15 protein-coding genes are annotated in these 16,702 nt (G+C 38.4%); 12 read left to right on the forward strand and 3 right to left on the reverse strand.

Features of this window, described 5'->3' with window-relative positions; translation table 11 throughout:
- Positions 1-18 precede the first annotated feature (18 nt).
- Together JM84_RS01560 and JM84_RS01565 are read right to left on the reverse strand one after the other, a co-directional pair.
- Entirely contained in the window at positions 19-768 is a 750-nt protein-coding gene (locus tag JM84_RS01560) for an SDR family NAD(P)-dependent oxidoreductase (protein ID WP_013750828.1), read from the reverse strand.
- A 29-nt stretch (positions 769-797) separates the two neighbouring features.
- Entirely contained in the window at positions 798-1,664 is an 867-nt protein-coding gene (locus JM84_RS01565) for an aldo/keto reductase family oxidoreductase (RefSeq protein WP_013750827.1), read from the reverse strand.
- A gap of 168 nt (positions 1,665-1,832) precedes the next feature.
- Here JM84_RS01565 and JM84_RS01570 point away from each other — a divergent pair, with 168 nt between their 5' ends.
- From JM84_RS01570 to JM84_RS01625, 12 genes are all read left to right on the forward strand, one after another.
- On the forward strand, positions 1,833-2,837 hold the full coding sequence (locus tag JM84_RS01570; RefSeq protein ID WP_013750826.1) for an AAA family ATPase: 1,005 nt from the start codon (positions 1,833-1,835) through the stop codon (positions 2,835-2,837).
- A 61-nt stretch (positions 2,838-2,898) separates the two neighbouring features.
- Positions 2,899-3,765, forward strand: a complete 867-nt coding sequence (locus tag JM84_RS01575; RefSeq protein ID WP_013750825.1) for a DUF58 domain-containing protein — start codon at positions 2,899-2,901, stop codon at positions 3,763-3,765.
- A gap of 33 nt (positions 3,766-3,798) precedes the next feature.
- A complete protein-coding gene (locus JM84_RS01580; protein ID WP_013750824.1) occupies positions 3,799-5,463 on the forward strand; it encodes a hypothetical protein in 1,665 nt (554 codons plus the stop codon).
- Positions 5,463-6,467, forward strand: coding sequence for a vWA domain-containing protein (locus tag JM84_RS01585; RefSeq protein ID WP_013750823.1), 1,005 nt, complete (start codon positions 5,463-5,465; stop codon positions 6,465-6,467). Before JM84_RS01580 ends, JM84_RS01585 begins: the two co-directional genes overlap by 1 nt.
- Positions 6,468-6,495: 28 nt before the next feature.
- Positions 6,496-7,530 (forward strand): vWA domain-containing protein, encoded by a 1,035-nt coding sequence (locus tag JM84_RS01590; protein ID WP_013750822.1) that lies wholly within the window; start codon positions 6,496-6,498, stop codon positions 7,528-7,530.
- 53 nt (positions 7,531-7,583) lie between these two features.
- Positions 7,584-8,522: a tetratricopeptide repeat protein gene (locus tag JM84_RS01595; RefSeq protein WP_013750821.1), complete on the forward strand. Its 939-nt coding sequence runs from the start codon at positions 7,584-7,586 to the stop codon at positions 8,520-8,522.
- Positions 8,522-10,285: a BatD family protein gene (locus JM84_RS01600; RefSeq protein ID WP_013750820.1), complete on the forward strand. Its 1,764-nt coding sequence runs from the start codon at positions 8,522-8,524 to the stop codon at positions 10,283-10,285. Before JM84_RS01595 ends, JM84_RS01600 begins: the two co-directional genes overlap by 1 nt.
- A 1-nt stretch (position 10,286) precedes the next feature.
- Positions 10,287-11,051: a tetratricopeptide repeat protein gene (locus tag JM84_RS01605; protein ID WP_013750819.1), complete on the forward strand. Its 765-nt coding sequence runs from the start codon at positions 10,287-10,289 to the stop codon at positions 11,049-11,051.
- A 257-nt stretch (positions 11,052-11,308) separates the two neighbouring features.
- Positions 11,309-11,608 carry a hypothetical protein gene (locus JM84_RS01610; RefSeq protein WP_144782424.1) on the forward strand — a complete coding sequence of 100 codons (300 nt, stop codon included), beginning with the start codon at positions 11,309-11,311 and terminating at the stop codon, positions 11,606-11,608.
- Positions 11,609-11,732: 124 nt separating this feature from the next.
- A complete protein-coding gene (locus tag JM84_RS01615) occupies positions 11,733-13,310 on the forward strand; it encodes a SulP family inorganic anion transporter (RefSeq protein WP_144782426.1) in 1,578 nt (525 codons plus the stop codon).
- A 42-nt stretch (positions 13,311-13,352) separates the two neighbouring features.
- Positions 13,353-13,979 carry a carbonic anhydrase family protein gene (locus JM84_RS01620; protein ID WP_144782428.1) on the forward strand — a complete coding sequence of 209 codons (627 nt, stop codon included), beginning with the start codon at positions 13,353-13,355 and terminating at the stop codon, positions 13,977-13,979.
- A gap of 146 nt (positions 13,980-14,125) precedes the next feature.
- A complete protein-coding gene (locus tag JM84_RS01625) occupies positions 14,126-16,003 on the forward strand; it encodes a SulP family inorganic anion transporter (RefSeq protein ID WP_144782430.1) in 1,878 nt (625 codons plus the stop codon).
- A gap of 54 nt (positions 16,004-16,057) precedes the next feature.
- Here JM84_RS01625 and JM84_RS01630 read toward each other — a convergent pair whose 3' ends face one another.
- On the reverse strand, positions 16,058-16,612 hold the full coding sequence (locus JM84_RS01630; RefSeq protein ID WP_144782432.1) for a CvpA family protein: 555 nt from the start codon (positions 16,610-16,612) through the stop codon (positions 16,058-16,060).
- Positions 16,613-16,702: the final 90 nt, after the last annotated feature.

A 16,702-nucleotide genomic window follows, 5' to 3' on the forward strand; every position in this document is an offset into this window, starting at 1 on the left:
TCATTAGTCAGCTTGCAATCAACTTTTATTTACAATAGTAGAAGATGCTTGTGCCGTACTAAGCACCACGAGATCAGCAATATTTACATGATAAGGTCTTGATACTACAAAATGAATAATATCTGCAATATCTTCTGGTTGTAGGCAATCAAAACCTTGATACACCTTATCTGCTCGCTTGTCATCATTTTTAAAGCGAACTTTACTAAAGTCTGTTTCTACCATTCCAGGATGTATGGCTCCTACTCTGATGTTGAATTTATTTAGATCAATGCGCATCCCTTGATTAATAGCATCTACGGCATGCTTACTTGCGCAATACACATTACCATTAGGGTACACTTCTTTGGCAGCGGTAGACCCTATGTTGATTATATGTCCGCTTTTACGTGCGGTCATTTGTGGAATAATCGCCTTACTCACATAAAGCAATCCTTTTACGTTAATGTCAAGCATAGCGTCCCAATCCTCTATAGATCCGCTTTGTATAGGGTCGAGTCCGTGAGCATTACCTGCGTTATTAATTAGGATATCTATTTGTTTGAAATCTTCTGGTAGGTCTAAAATAGCTTTTTGTACATCCTCATTATTTCTCACATCAAAATTGAGTATCTGTACTTGCACGAGCTTACTTAATTCATTTTTGAGAGTATCAAGTTCTTCTTGACGTCGCCCGCAGAGAATAAGATTTATAGATTCATTTGCAAAGCGTATTGCTGTGGCTCTACCTATCCCGCTGGTTGCGCCTGTTATAAGTGCTGTTTTCATTTCTTTTGAGGTTTTTTTTATTTTATAATCTACGCTACTTCTTCTCCTGTACTAGCTTCCAGCAGTTCAAACCAATCTTTTCTTTCAAGATTAATCGCTACTGCTGCTACAGCATTTGTGATGCGGTCTTTACTTGTAGTCCCTATAACTGGATGAATATTTGCTGGGTGTTTGAGCAACCATGCTAACAGTAGTTGGTCTTCAGTTGCGTTATACTTATCGCCTAGTTCCTTCAATTTTTTCTTAATGCGCATATTCTGTGGAGTGTCTTCTCTAAAAACAGAACCCAGCGGACTCCAACTCATTGGCGTGATTTGATGAGCCATCATATAATCTAGCGTTCCGTCTGTAAGTGAAGAACGCTCAGTGATAGAAATCTCAATTTGATTTGCGCTTACCTTACTTTTTGTTGCCACTAAGTCTACGCCTCGCGGTGTAAAATTAGATACTCCAAAATCCTTAATCTTGCCTTGGTGTTGTAATTGGCTCACTGCCTCATGAACTTCATCTGGCTCAAGTAGCGGACTAGGTCTGTGTAATAAAAATAAATCTAGGTATTCAGTACGCAGCTCTTTCAGTGACCTTTCGGCACTTGAGATGATGTACTCTTTATCATATTGATAATGTTTGATGGTATTTTCTGCTCGTGCATCGCCTTTCATTTGGATACCGCATTTGCTTATGATTTGTATATGGTCTCTGGAGATATTCGCTTTCGCGAAAGCGTTACCCCATTCACCCTCTGTCGTGTAATCACCATAAATATCTGCATGATCAAAAGTGGTAATGCCTTTCTCTAAACAATGGTTCATAGTCTCAATCATTTGCTGCTGATTGAATTGCTTACCCCACACACCCCACGTCATGCAACCTTGAATAATTCTTGAAAATTTCATTATCGTTTTTTAATTTGCGTTCAGAATAAAATTACCGCTTTTAAAACTAGCCAAATGTGTGCGAAGCCCTTTATTTTCCTTTATTTTTAACCAAATGTTAACAAGCTTTATTGGAATAAAATGTGATTTTGCGACGTTAGAAGTATCTGCTTAATAGAATTTGAAATTATGGAAGAAAATACTACTGCTATTGATATACAGGCTATCAATGAGAAGATAGAAAGAGAGAGTGCCTTTGTAGACATTCTCGCAATGGAAATGAACAAGGTAATCGTAGGTCAAAAACACATGATCGAGCGTTTACTTATAGGTCTTTTAGGTCGTGGTCATATTCTCTTAGAAGGAGTTCCAGGTCTTGCAAAAACACTAGCGATTAATACGCTTGCACAAGCCGTAGACGGATCTTTCTCTCGTATACAGTTTACTCCAGATTTACTTCCAGCAGATGTAGTGGGAACACTTATCTATAACATGAAGCTTGCAGACTTTAGCATCAAGAAGGGTCCTATTTTTGCAAACTTTGTGCTTGCAGATGAGATTAACCGTGCTCCTGCCAAAGTGCAATCTGCACTGCTAGAGGCGATGCAAGAAAAGCAAGTAACCATAGGTGATGAAACCTTTGTTCTTGATAAACCATTCTTAGTAATGGCAACTCAAAACCCTGTAGAGCAAGAAGGTACTTACCCACTTCCAGAAGCACAAATAGACCGTTTTATGCTTAAAACGGTAATTGATTACCCAACAATAGCAGACGAACAACTCATTATACGCCAAAACTTAAAGGGTTCTTATGAAAAAGTAAATCCTGTAGTTACAGTGGCGCAAATTTTACGTGCACAAGAAGCTGTAAAAGAAGTATACATGGATGAAAAAATTGAGAAGTACATTCTCGATATCATCTTTGCAACTCGCTACCCAGAAAATTATGGACTAGCAGATCTTAAGCCTCTTATTAATTTTGGAGCATCTCCTCGTGGTAGTATTAACCTTGCAACTGCTGCAAAGTGTTATGCTTTTATAAAGCGTAGAGGGTATGTAATTCCAGAAGATGTAAGAGCCGTCGTACACGATATCTTACGCCACCGTATAGGAATCACCTATGAGGCAGAAGCAGAAAACATCACCTCTGTAGATATCATCAACAAGATTGTAAATCAGATTGAAGTACCATAGTCTTTAGATAAAAAGACCATTTGTAACCCTCATACTATTACATAAAAGGCAAGAAGAACCATTGGATACTAAGGAACTCTTAAAGAAAGTACGCAAGATTGAGATAAAGACACGTAGACTGTCTGATCATATCTTTGGTGGTGAGTACCACTCTACTTTTAAAGGACGTGGTATGACTTTTTCTGAGGTGCGCCAGTATCAATTTGGTGATGATGTACGTAACATCGATTGGAATGTAACCGCTCGCTATAGCGAACCTTACATTAAAGTCTTTGAAGAGGAGCGCGAGCTCACCATGATGCTCGTAGCAGATGTGTCTGGGTCAGAATTTTTTGGTACAGATAAGCAATTTAAAAGCGAGATTGTGACAGAAGTTGCTGCGACGCTAGCCTTTAGCGCCATGCAGAATAACGATAAAATAGGTCTCATCCTTTTTACAGATGAGATAGAATTATTTATACCTCCTAAAAAAGGAAAGTCCCACGTACTCCGCATCATACGCGAACTACTAGAATTTAAGCCAAAATCCAAGAAAACAGACCTTTCTCAAGCTATTAAATACTTGAGTAATGTAATGAAGAAGAAAGCAATTGTTTTTGTGCTTTCAGACTTTATTACAGATGGTTATGAGCAAACGATGAAAATCGCTGCAAATAAACATGATATTACAGGCATACGCATTTATGATGAGCGCGAGGAAAGCATCCCAAGTCTAGGTATTGTACAGATGGAAGATGAAGAAACTGGCGAACTCATGCTTGTAAATACAAGTTCAAAAAAAGTGCGTAGCGATTACAGTAATTATTACCGAGAGCGTGTAGATTATTTTAAAGAAACCTTTAAACGTAGCGGTGCAGGAGTGATAGATGTAAGGACAGATGAGAGCTATGTAAAGAAGCTACTAGGCTATTTCAAGAGAAGAGGATAAGGTTAAAATAAAAAGTTTAGATTACAACAATTAATGAATAACAACGTAACATACATAACAACTCCTAAGAATGCGATTCTTCGTGCGTTATCGTTATTCTTATTGCTATTTATTCCCTCACTTCACGTTCATTCGCAAGATGATGTACGTGCCACCATAGATTCTACAAGTATTCTCATAGGCCAGCAAATCAATTACATCATTGAGGCGCTAGCAAATGATGGTGAAGCTGTTATTTTTCCAGAAGGACAGACTTTTAGTCCGCTGGAGGTTATTGAGAGTTATGCGATTGATACAGCAAGTTCTACCTCTGCTAGAATGAAGCTTATTAAAAAATATGGCTTGACACAGTTTGACAGTGGTCGTTATGTAATCCCAAAACAAAAAGTAATTATAGGCACAAGAACGGTTGAAACAGACACCTTTCTTGTTGAGGTAAATAATGTGATTCTTGACACCGTAAATCAGGGATTATATGACATTAAACCTATTATAGACCTACCAAGAGACTATAGCAACTGGTGGAAATATCTGTTATGGATTATACCAGTAGTGGTAGCGATTTCATTATTCTTATGGTGGTTATTACGTCGCAACAAGAAACAAAAAGAAGCAGAGCAATACATCCCTCCTTTTGAGCAAGCAATGGCTACTCTTACAGAGCTAGATAGTAAAAACCTCATTGCCGAAGCTAAGTACAAAGAATACTACTCTGTACTCACAGACGCCATACGTCGCTATTATGAGGAAAAGGTGTACGATCGTTCTATGGAAAGCACCACAGACGAGCTTATTGCCCGTCTTGAGATGGAACGCGATAGTGGTCATATCGATTTTAGCAAGCATACTATTGCTAGTATTAAAGATATTTTTAAACGTGCAGACCTTGTAAAATTTGCGCGTGTGAATCCGCCAGAAGGAAAGGCACAAGCAGATAGAATTGCTGTAGAAGATATTGTAAAACAAACTAGAGAAGCATTACCACCTCCTACTGTTGAGGAATTAATGATGCAGGAAGATTACAGAGAGGAGCTTTCGCGAAAGCGTAAAAGGAAACTTTGGCTTTCTGGAATAGGCGGTATCCTCGCAATTTTACTACTAGCTACAGGAATAGGAATCGCTGTCAAAGGATATAGTGAAGTGAAGGATTTTGTCTTTGGAAACATGACAAGAGAGCTTGCTGAAGGTAACTGGATCACGAGTGAATATGGTATCCCTTCTATGGTAATAAGTACTCCAAAGGTTCTTACACGTCAAGAAGTACCATTACCACCAGAGGCTCAAGGAAAGATTGAAGCAACAGCATTTGGATGGCAAACCTTTCCTGCAAACGTGACTATTGGTGTGTACCAATTTAAGTTCCCAAAAGGCGCCGATGTAAAAGTAGAACAATTGATATCTAGCCAACTTGCTATGTTTGAAGCAAACGGATTCTCGGCAGATATTCTTAAGAGTGAGAAGTTTGCTACACCAAATGGTGCAGAAGGAATAAAAACTTTTGGTAGTGGCTCGCAGGTTATTGATCAGGAAAAAGGAACTGTAGATGCTGGAGAGTATGCATTCATAACATTCCAAGCAGAAAATGTGATTCAGCAACTATTCATTAGTTGGCACGATGAAGATCCCTACGGAAAAGAAATCGCAGAGCGCGTGATGCAAAGTATCGAACTCCAGGCAAAAGAAAAAGAAGAGAACTAATGCTAAGCAATTTTGAATTTACTAATCCTGAGTTTTTCTGGCTGTTTCTAGCACTGCCAGTTGCCATTGCTTGGTATATATGGAAACGCAAGAAGCAAACCCCAGCGGTAAAGCTTTCAAGCATCAAAGGTTTTAAAACTGGAAGCAGCTTACTACCTAAACTTAGACCATTATTATTTATACTACGTCTTGCTGCATTAAGCTTAATAATCGTTGCACTAGCGAGACCTCGAAATGTGGAAGTATCTACTAAGACAAAGACTACAAAGGGAATCGATATTGTAATCGCAATAGACGTATCTGCCAGTATGCTGGCAAAAGATTTACGCCCTAATAGACTAGAAGCTCTTAAAAAGGTAGCTGCCAGCTTTATAAATGGACGTCCTAATGATCGTATAGGTCTTATAGAATATGCAGGTGAGAGTTTTACAAAAACACCGATTACCAGTGATAAGAGTATTGTACTAAGTGCACTTAAAAGTATTCAATACAATAACATTATAGAAGGAGGAACTGCTATAGGTATGGGACTCGCCACTGGTGTAAACCGTCTTAAAGACAGTAAGGCACTAAGCAAGGTGATTATTTTAATGACAGACGGTGAGAATAACGCAGGGCAGATAGATCCTCGTATCGCTGCAGAGCTTGCTCAAGAATTTGGCATTAAAGTATATACTATTGGGATGGGAACAAACGGGATGGCGTTATCACCGTACGCTCGTAATGCAAATGGAACTTTTGTGTACGAGAATATCCAAGTAACCATTGATGAGGAGCTACTAGAAGAAATTGCAGCCACCACCGGCGGACAATATTTTAGAGCTACTAATAATGAGAAGCTACAAGAAATCTATGATGAGATAGATAAGCTTGAACGTACGGATGTAGAGGAGTTTAAATACACCAACTATGAAGAAAAATATCGCCCGCTTATATTACTCGCTGGGTTATTACTACTCATAGAATTACTGTTGAAATATACAGTATTCAAGAGTTTTGTTTAAAAATAAATAGCGCTTCAAGAAAGCAACTATGTATCTATTAGAAGAAAAAATATGGTTTTGGTTACTGCTCGCTATTCCGGCGGTGATACTCTTGTACCTTGGTGTAATTATCTGGCAACGCAGTGCACAGAAGAAATTTGCCAATGCTAAGTTACTTAAGAAACTGAGCCCAAACAGGTCTTACTTTAAGACTGGTCTTAAAGTATTAGTAGTATGTTTTGCCATATTATTTCTAGTTGTAGGGCTTGTAAATCCTAAAATAGGGACTAAACTAGAAACGGTAAAAAGAGAAGGTGTAGATGTTGTGTTTGCCATAGATGTATCAAAATCTATGCTTGCGGAAGATATAGCTCCCAATCGAATAGAAAAATCAAAACAGCTCGTAACTCAGATTATTAATAATCTAGGCAGTGACCGTATAGGAATCATCGCATATGCTGGTAGTGCTTATCCACAGCTTCCTATTACTACAGATTATAGTAGTGCAAAGCTCTTCTTGAGCCAGATGAACACAGATATGTTATCTAGTCAAGGAACAGCTATCGGGGAAGCAATCGAACTTGCCAAAACCTACTATAACGACGAAGAACAAACCAATAGAGTATTGTTTATAATTTCTGACGGTGAGGATCACGTAGGTGAATCTTCTAATATAGCAGAGCAAGCAAATGATGAAGGTATCCGCATTTTTACAATTGGCGTAGGAAAATCAGAAGGAGGGCCCATTCCATTAAAACGAAATGGTATCGTACAATCTTATAAAAAAGATCAAAATGGCGAGACTGTAATTACGCGTCTGGATGATACTACTTTAAAAGAGATTGCTTCTGGAGCAAATGGAGAATACATTGACGGAAGCAACACCGCCACTGTAGTAGAAACGGTACAGAATTTGCTTAACGGAATGGATAAGAAAGAGTTTGAAGCAAAGCAATTTGCAGATTTTGAAGATCAGTTTCAATGGTTTTTGGGAGCTGGATTATTACTATTGTTTTTAGACATCTTTTTACTAGAACGTAAGACTAGTTGGCTTAAAAAACTAAACCTATTCAACGATAATTAAACATCCTCACCAAACCGCTCCCTCACAAGAGTGAAGTAATAGTGAAATGTACAATGAAACAGTTTATAACTAAAATATCACACATAACGAAGTCTCCTTTACAAGGTGGCAAAGGTTTACTATTTGTAGTAGCCCTACTACTCTCGTTTACCATCGCAGCACAAGATAAAAAAGCGGCACCTCTAGAAAACCCTTATGCAGATCAAGCTCGAGAGCTCATTGTAGAAGGGACGGAAGCTATGGTTAATCAAGAAGGTGGCGTTGTGGATTTTAACGCTTTCGCGAAAGCGGAATCAAATTTAAGAGCAGCAATCTCATTGACACCAGAGAGTGTTCCTGCAAAGTATAATGCGGGTAACAATTACTACAAGAACAAAAGATGGGAAGAAAGTACAGATGCCCTGGTAAAAGCTACTGCAGTTGCTCAAACTAAAAAGGAAAAACACAAAGCCTTTCATAACCTTGGGAATGCTTTATTCCAACAAGAGCAATGGGATGGTGCAGTCGAGGCTTATAAGAATGCATTGCGTGCAGACCCTACAGATGAAGAAACTCGTTACAATCTACAACTAGCCAAGAAAGAGAAAGAAAACGATGGTGGTGGCGGTAGTGACAACGACGATAAAGAAGATCAAGACGAAGATAAAAAAGAAGACGAGAAGAAGGAAAACGAAGAAGGCGACGGAGATAAGAAAGAAGGAGAAGACGGCGACAAAGATGAAACCGATGATAAAGGAGAGCAAAAAGAGGATGACGGTGAAAAGAAAGAAGATGATAATGGAAAGCCTGAAGACAAAGATAAAAAGCAAGATGGTGGCGAGGGTGAAGAAGATAAAAAACAACCTCCACCACAGCCTAAACAAGGACAGTTATCTCCTCAACAAGTGCAAAGCTTACTAAAAGCTATGCAGGATCAAGAGAAGAAAACGCAAGAAAAGATGAACGCACAAAAAGTGAAAGGTGCAAAAGTCAAAACTGAGAAAGACTGGTAATGAAGATGAAATTAAACATACTAATTCTATTCTTACTCGCAACATTAACAACCGTTGCACAAGACGTACAGTTTAACGCAAAACTGAGTAAAAACAGACTAGGTGTAAATGAACGTTTACGTGTAGATTTTACAATGAATCAAGATGGTGACAACTTTAAGTCTCCAGATTTTGATGGCTTTACTGTGGTGGGTGGTCCTAGTCAAACTACGAGCAGACAGTGGATTAATGGAAAAGGTAGCTTTTCAAAGACATTTTCTTATTTCTTAACCCCTACAAGACAGGGGAACTTAGAAATAGGACAGGCAGAAATAACCGTAGATGGTCAGGTTTATAAGTCACCAGCGGTTCCCGTAGTAGTCACTGGTGCTGTAGAAATACCTAAAGACCCAAACGACCCCACCTACCTAGCTAAAGAAAATGTACATCTGGTAGCAGAAGTTTCAAAAACAAGCCCTTACCTCAATGAGGCTTTTACCGTAGTATATAAGCTTTACGTGTCTGAAACTACATCTGTAAATAATTGGCGCGAAATTGAATCACCAAAATTTGCAGATTTCTGGAATCAAAGTGCAGATGAGAAACAGTTTAAAATATACGATGGCACCTACCAAGGGAAACCATATAGATATGTCATCTTAAGACGTACCGTACTTTACCCTCAAAAAACAGGAAAACTAGAGATTGAACCTCTTAGCCTCAGCGTGGCTGTGAGTGTGCCTACTAATCGAAGAGATATATTTGGGAGACCACTTAGTAAAAGTGCAAATATTACCGTAAGTGCTGCAAAGAGAATTGTAGATGTAAAACCACTGCCAGAAGCGGGGAAACCCGAGTATTTTGGTGGAGCCGTAGGAGAATTTGAATTTGCGGTAACTACAGATAAAGACTCCCTAGACGCTGGCGAAGCATTACAGATGAGTGTTGAAGTAAAAGGAAAAGGAAACTTAAAACTTTTTGAGCTCCCAGAACCTAAATTACCAAGCTCCCTAGAAGTATACGAACCAGAAAATGGCGACCGAATACGCACTAATCTGGCAGGGATGAGTGGTATGAAAAAAAATACGTACACGGTAATTCCTCAATTTAAGGGTACCTATCCAATACCACCACTCTCTTTTTCTTATTTTAACCCTAAGACTAAAACATACGAGCGTCTCACATCTGATGATATTGTCGTTACTGTAAATAATGGACCTTTAGAAAATTCGGTAGCCACAGATAGCAGTGTTCCTAGTGGTGAAGAAGCAGTTGCTGCTCAAAATCAGTTTCAATATATTAAAACAAAAGCCAATTTAACTCCTGTCTTAAAGGAACAGTTTTTTAAAAGTAATACGTTCTGGACATTAGTAATTGTCCCTTTTCTTTTGATTCCGCTTGCGATGATTGTTCGTAAAAAGCGAGATGCTTATGCCAGTGATGTCACGGGTAATAGAATTAGAAAAGCAGATAAGCTAGCTCGTAAATTTTTAAGTACTGCAAAGAAAAGTCTAGGTAACCAGAAAGAGTTTTATATCGCAATGGAACGAGCACTGCATAACTATCTCAAAGCAAAGCTAAACATTACTACTAGTGAGATGTCTAAAGATCGTATCACAAGACTCCTAGAGGAAAGAAATGTAGAGACTGCTACTAATATTGAGTTTATAAGCTTATTAGAAAGCTGTGAGTTTGCAAGATACACTCCTACTGGAGATGTAGCGATGCAGCAAGATTATGACAAGGCTGTACGAGTAATAAGCACTTTAGATAAACAACTGTAACATGAGAAACGCAATCAATTATCTCGTAGTGACCGTTTTTATGCTAACGGCCATTTTTACCACCGCACAAACACCAGAGCAACTTTTTGAGCAAGGCAATAGCCATTATGCAAATGGTCAGTTTCAAGAAGCTATTGATGCTTACAAAAAGGTACTAGATACTAATCAAGAGAGCGCTTCCATTTATTATAATCTAGCAAATGCACATTTTAAACTCAATAATGTTGCTCCAAGCATCTATTATTATGAGAAAGCAAAGCGGCTAGCTCCTGCAGATCAAGAGATAAAAAACAATGCCTCTTTTGCAGAGAAGATGACCATAGATGCCATCACACCCTTACCAGAAAACACGTTTAAAAAGTGGTATAATAGCGTACTTACATTATTCACTACAGACGGATGGGCATATGCAACGGTACTATTTGTTGCATTGTGTACACTGTTATTTTTAGGGTATTACTTTACCGCTAGTTCTACTAAGAAACGTGCGCTATTTGTGTCGTCATTAGTTAGTCTTTTACTCGCGGTGTTTTCAATATTATTTGCTTATTCAGCTTTCGCGAAAATATCCAAGGACAACCCAGCAATCGTATTTGCAAAAGAATCTCAAGTAAAAGGAGAGCCTACTTTATCGAGTCAAGAAGCATTTTTATTACATGAAGGCACAAAAGTAATGGTGCTGGAAACTGTAGACAATTGGAAAAAAATACTTCTTGTGGATGGGAGAACGGGCTGGATTCCCACTACAGATATTAGAGAATTGTAAAAACAACTCTTGCTCCTTTGACTCCACTACAAGAACAAATAATACACTTTCTCTAGCCAATAGAGTAATACTATCAATCCCACAACTACGTTTTGCTCAAGCTTATTAAGATTAATAGCCCTTATAGGTATGTAATTAACTTAAGTCTTCCCTAATCAAAGCCATAGTTATAAAAGCCTGAGGCAATCATAAAAACTATTTTATGCCTTTTAGGAGGTATTAAATTTATTTATCTTTATCATTAATTATATTAAACAATGCTCAAGGCTTTTATCTTGTATTCACTAGCTTTAATGCTGTCCTTCTCTATTTTGGGCCCAGCATTTCTTGCGTTACTTGATAATGAAGCAGATATAGAGGTTGTACAGGACATTGAAGAGGAGAACAACGAGACCAAAAAAGAACTTGAAGAGTATGAAAAATTCTTCAGCGACCTTGCTTTTTTTCCAATTGAAGTAGACGAAACTGCTGAGCTTTCTAGCTATTCCTACTTTATGAGTACTTATGATTATACTCAGGATATTAATATTCCACCGCCAGACTATAGATTATCTTAACCCTGACTCTTTATCAGGTATATGTAGAGGCGTAAACTTACGTTTCGTTTTCGCGTAAGCAAACCCACAATTTTTATTTAAAAACTGCACCTCTACCTTAATAGAAGTGTTCAAATCACGAATTATGTTCAAATATTTAAAAAACGACTTACCCGCAAGTGTCGTTGTATTTTTTGTAGCATTGCCACTATGTCTTGGTATTGCTCTCGCCAGTGGTGCTCCGCTATTTTCTGGTCTTATTGCAGGTATTATAGGAGGTATTGTAGTAGGCGCTTTAAGTGGCTCTAAAATAGGAGTAAGTGGTCCAGCTGCAGGACTTGCAGCGATTGTTCTTACCGCCATTGGTGCTTTAGGTGGTTATGAAAACTTCCTTGTAGCAGTAGTATTAGGAGGAGTTATACAGTTAGTGTTTGGATTTTTAAAAGCTGGTGTGATAGGATATTACTTTCCTTCTTCAGTGATTAAAGGAATGCTTACGGGTATTGGTATCATTATTATTTTCAAGCAAATCCCACATTTTTTTGGGTATGATGCAGATCCAGAGGGAGATTTTGCTTTTTTTCAAATGGATGGCGAAAACACCTTATCAGAACTAGGAAATATCGTCGGATCTATAAGTATAGGAGCAACATTAGTAGGAGTACTTGCCTTAGGAATACTCATATTATGGAGTAATGTTCTATCTAAAAAGGGAAAGATATTCCAACTTGTGCAAGGACCACTTGTCGCAGTTGCTGTCGGTATCATTTATTTTATAAGCACTCAAGGATCTGAATATGGAATAAGTGCAGAGCACTTAGTAAGTGTACCTGTACCAGATAGTGTAGATAGTTTTATAGGTCAATTTGCTTTTCCAAATTTTGGCGCAATAACAAACCCAGCTATATGGGTCACTGCATTTACCATAGCACTTGTGGCAAGTCTTGAGACACTACTTTGTGTAGAAGCAACAGATAAACTAGATCCAGAAAAAAGGGTAACACCTACTAATCGTGAATTACTTGCTCAAGGTACGGGTAACATCTTATCTGGTATGATAGGAGGACTACCTGTAACACAGGTAATCGTAAGATCATCTGCAAACATACAATCTGGTGGTAAGACAAAGATGGCCGCTATTATTCACGGTTTCTTATTATTAATTTCTGTAATTCTAATACCTACTTTACTTAATAAAATACCACTTTCTGTACTTGCAGCTATCTTACTTATTGTAGGATACAAACTTGCAAAACCAGCTACCTTTAAAGCGATGTGGAATGCAGGATGGAAACAATTTGTGCCATTTATTGTAACGGTAGTAGGTATCTTCTTTATTGATCTTTTATGGGGTATAGGTCTTGGACTTGCCGTAGGTATCGTAGTGGTACTTTACAAAAGTTACAAGAACTCCCACTTCTTACACAAAGAGGATATAAGTAATGGTACTGAAAAAATGAAAATGACCCTTGCAGAAGAGGTGACATTCTTTAATAAAGGAGCTATCTTAAAGGAACTTGACAACCTTCCAGAAAACTCTTACCTTGAGCTAGATGTACGTAAAACAAGATTTTTAGATAATGATATTATAGAGATACTAGAAGACTTTGCTCATAAAGCAAAGACCCGTAACATCAATATCAAACTAATATCAGAACGAGGTACTGTAGAGAATCCTCCAAGCTATATAGAATTCTTTAAGTTTAGACCAAAAACAGCATAAACGTAAATTAATCATCACAGTAAATGTGATTAAAAATATATTATGAAAACATTTAATCAGGCGATTCAAGACGCTACAACGCCACAAGGCGCTTTAGATATTTTAAAAGAAGGAAACAAAAGATTTGTTGCTGCAAAAGCGGCAGATAGAAATCTACTAGACCAAGTAAAGGATACTACTGGTGGGCAGTGGCCACACTCTGTAGTGTTGAGCTGTATAGATTCACGTGTGCCAGCAGAGCTTGTGTTTGATCAAGGTATAGGTGATATATTCAGCGCACGCGTAGCGGGTAACATCGTAAACGAAGATGTACTAGGTAGTATTGAGTACGGATGTAAAGTTGCTGGGTCAAAACTCGTAGTCGTATTAGGTCATACTATGTGTGGTGCTGTAAAAGGCGCTTGTGACGATGTACAACTAGGTAACATCACCGCATTATTATCAAAAATACGTCCAGCTGTACACGCAGTAGAGGAGCCTAAGGATGCTGCAGACCGTACTAGTGCAAATAAGACATTTGTAAACGATGTAGTCACAAAAAATGTACACTTAACGATAGAAAAGATGCGCGCAGATAGCCCACTTCTTACCGAAATGGAAAATGATGGTGATATCAAGATAGTAGGAGGCGTTTATGACATCTCAAATGGCGAAGTAACATTTGTATAGTAAAACCGCTTTCGCGAAAGCGTAACTCATAACTGTATACGCTTCGTAAGAATTAAAACGTTAAATTGATAGGGTGGTTTCGTTAAGAAGTCACCCTATTTTTATTTAAAAAACTAACTTTCTGTTTTTACATCAACCTAACCATTATGAAAAACTTCTTTAAACACCTTAAAGGCGATGCCTTTGGAGGAATTACTGCAGGAATTGTAGCCCTACCACTAGCTCTCGCCTTTGGGGTGTCTTCTGGTCTGGGACCAAGTGCCGGATTATATGGTGCTATTTTCATCGCATTTTTTGCGGCTCTTTTTGGAGGCACATCTACTCAAATATCAGGACCTACGGCTCCTATGACGGCGGTAAGTATGGTGGTTATTGCAGGTATTATTGCAACCTTTGATGGTGATGTAGAGAAGGCCTTGCCTGCTATACTTACGGTCTTTTTACTAGCGGGGCTATTTCAGATAGTATTAGGGATAATGGGCATTGGGAAGTATATAAAATATATCCCCTACCCTGTGGTCTCTGGATTTATGACCGCTATAGGTGTAATGATTCTTATCACCCAACTTTTACCTGCAGTGGGTTATTATCCTAATCAAGATGAGAGTTATGTAGATAGTTTCAAACCGCAAGCGCAAGAGATTGTTCTAGATAAGATTTTACAAGATGAAGCAGGCGAAGGCCTCCTAGTTTTAGAAAACTTTGAAGAAACCATACGTAGAGCAAAACTTACAGACGATACCGATGTATACAAAGAAGCGGTAACGCTTGCAAAAGCATCATCATCTGGAGTAGTTGGCACCTTTAAGGTAATGGGACGCGCAATACAAAACATAAACTGGATAGAGCTAGCTCTGGCACTTGCTACCATATTTATTATTTATGGCTTTAAACGCATTACAACCGCAGTGCCTAGTACACTTGTTGCACTATTGGTCGTGTCAGGAGTAGCCTATTTTGCACCCTTTGAATACAGAGCTATTCAAGAAATTCCTAGCGGATTTCCAGTGCCTAAGCTTTCCATAATTACAGATTTTGAGTTTAGCATTATATCGCCATATATCCTTACTGCACTGTCACTTTCATTTCTAGGAGCAATAGACTCACTCCTCACCTCTGTAGTAGCAGATAATATGACAAAAACTAGACACAAGCCTAACAAAGAACTTATAGGTCAAGGTATAGGTAACTCTATCGCTTCATTTTTTGGAGGAATACCTGGTGCTGGAGCAACGATAAGAACGGTAGTAAATATTAACTCTGGTGGTAAAACCAAATTATCAGGAATGATTGCTGGTGTATTACTCCTTTTCATACTCCTAGCCCTAGGTCCTATCGCTTCACAAATACCGGCAGCAGTACTTGCAGGTATACTTATTACCGTAGGTATAGGGGTGATGGATTACAAAGGGCTTAAAGCGATCCCTAATCTTCCTAAAGATTTAAAGATGGGACCTATAAAACTAAGTTCTGAAGTTATTATAATGCTTGTGGTACTCGTGCTATCTGTAGTGTGGGACCTAGTGGCAGCAGTAGGAATTGGGCTTGTGCTATCGTGCCTTATGTTTATGAAAAAAATGGGTGACTTTACCGCTAGACAGTCTAAAGTTTTTGATCTACGCGCCGCCGAAAAGAATAAGGTTTTATGGAGTGACGAACTAATTTTTCCAGATCACCTTAAAGAGGAGGTATTTATAAAACACCTTCGTGGTCCGTTATTTTTTGGGTATACGAGTGACTTCTCTGCACTAACTAAGCAGATACCTGCTACTGCGTCAGACGTTATCTTGCGTATGGGTCGTGTACCTTATGTAGATCAGTCTGGTGTATATGCAATAGAGGATACTATACTCCAACTTAACCAGGGCGGAATTAATGTGCATATTGTAGGCCTAAGAAAACAGCCTAAGTATATGCTAGAACGTATTAAAATCATCCCTGAGTTAATACCAGAAACAGAAGTTTACGATACTTTTGAAGAGTGCATCAATTCTCTTAACACTCAGGTAAAAGACAGATATTAAATAGATGATGTGGGGTGTAATTACGCTTTCGCGAAAGTGCAACCATCAACATTACTAAATACTAGAAGAGTCGTCTGTTTCAGTCGGCTCTTCTTCTTTATCTGGGTTGTAGATATCTTCATCCTTTGCTTTTTTGAGAATAGAAGGAAGAAGTGCAGGTGCCAAAGGTTGAATGATGGGATATAACACCGATTGCTCTTTTTTATCATCACCTATAAATGATATCTGACGGTCTGCAGCATCTATAAACATGAGTACTACGCTAATTAAGAAAGCAAATTTAAGTACTGCAAAGGCTGCTCCTACTATCTTGTTTACAATGCCAAGCATCGCAAAATTTGCCACTTTGGTAAGTAATTTTCCCGCTAGAGAGACCACAAGTACAATAATGATAAAGGTCGCAGCAAAGGCAGTAAGATTTATAATTTGCTCACTCCACGCTGTTTTTTCTACAAGCCAGTCCCCTACGTAATGAGAAAAGCTGATGGCTCCGTAAATTCCAGCAACAAGCCCTACAAGAGATGCTAGCTCTACAAATAATCCCTTGCGCAATCCTTGAATAGCGCCTAGTATTAAAATAATACCAAAAATGATGTCAATAGTGTTCATGCGCTAAAGATAGTAATTTCAGTTAATGGTGGTATTTTTGCAGCTTAAAATTGGTATAGATGCTATTTCATGGCATTACCCAAAAGCTTT

This window comes from Dokdonia sp. Hel_I_63, from assembly GCF_007827285.1.
Lineage (GTDB): Bacteria > Bacteroidota > Bacteroidia > Flavobacteriales > Flavobacteriaceae > Dokdonia.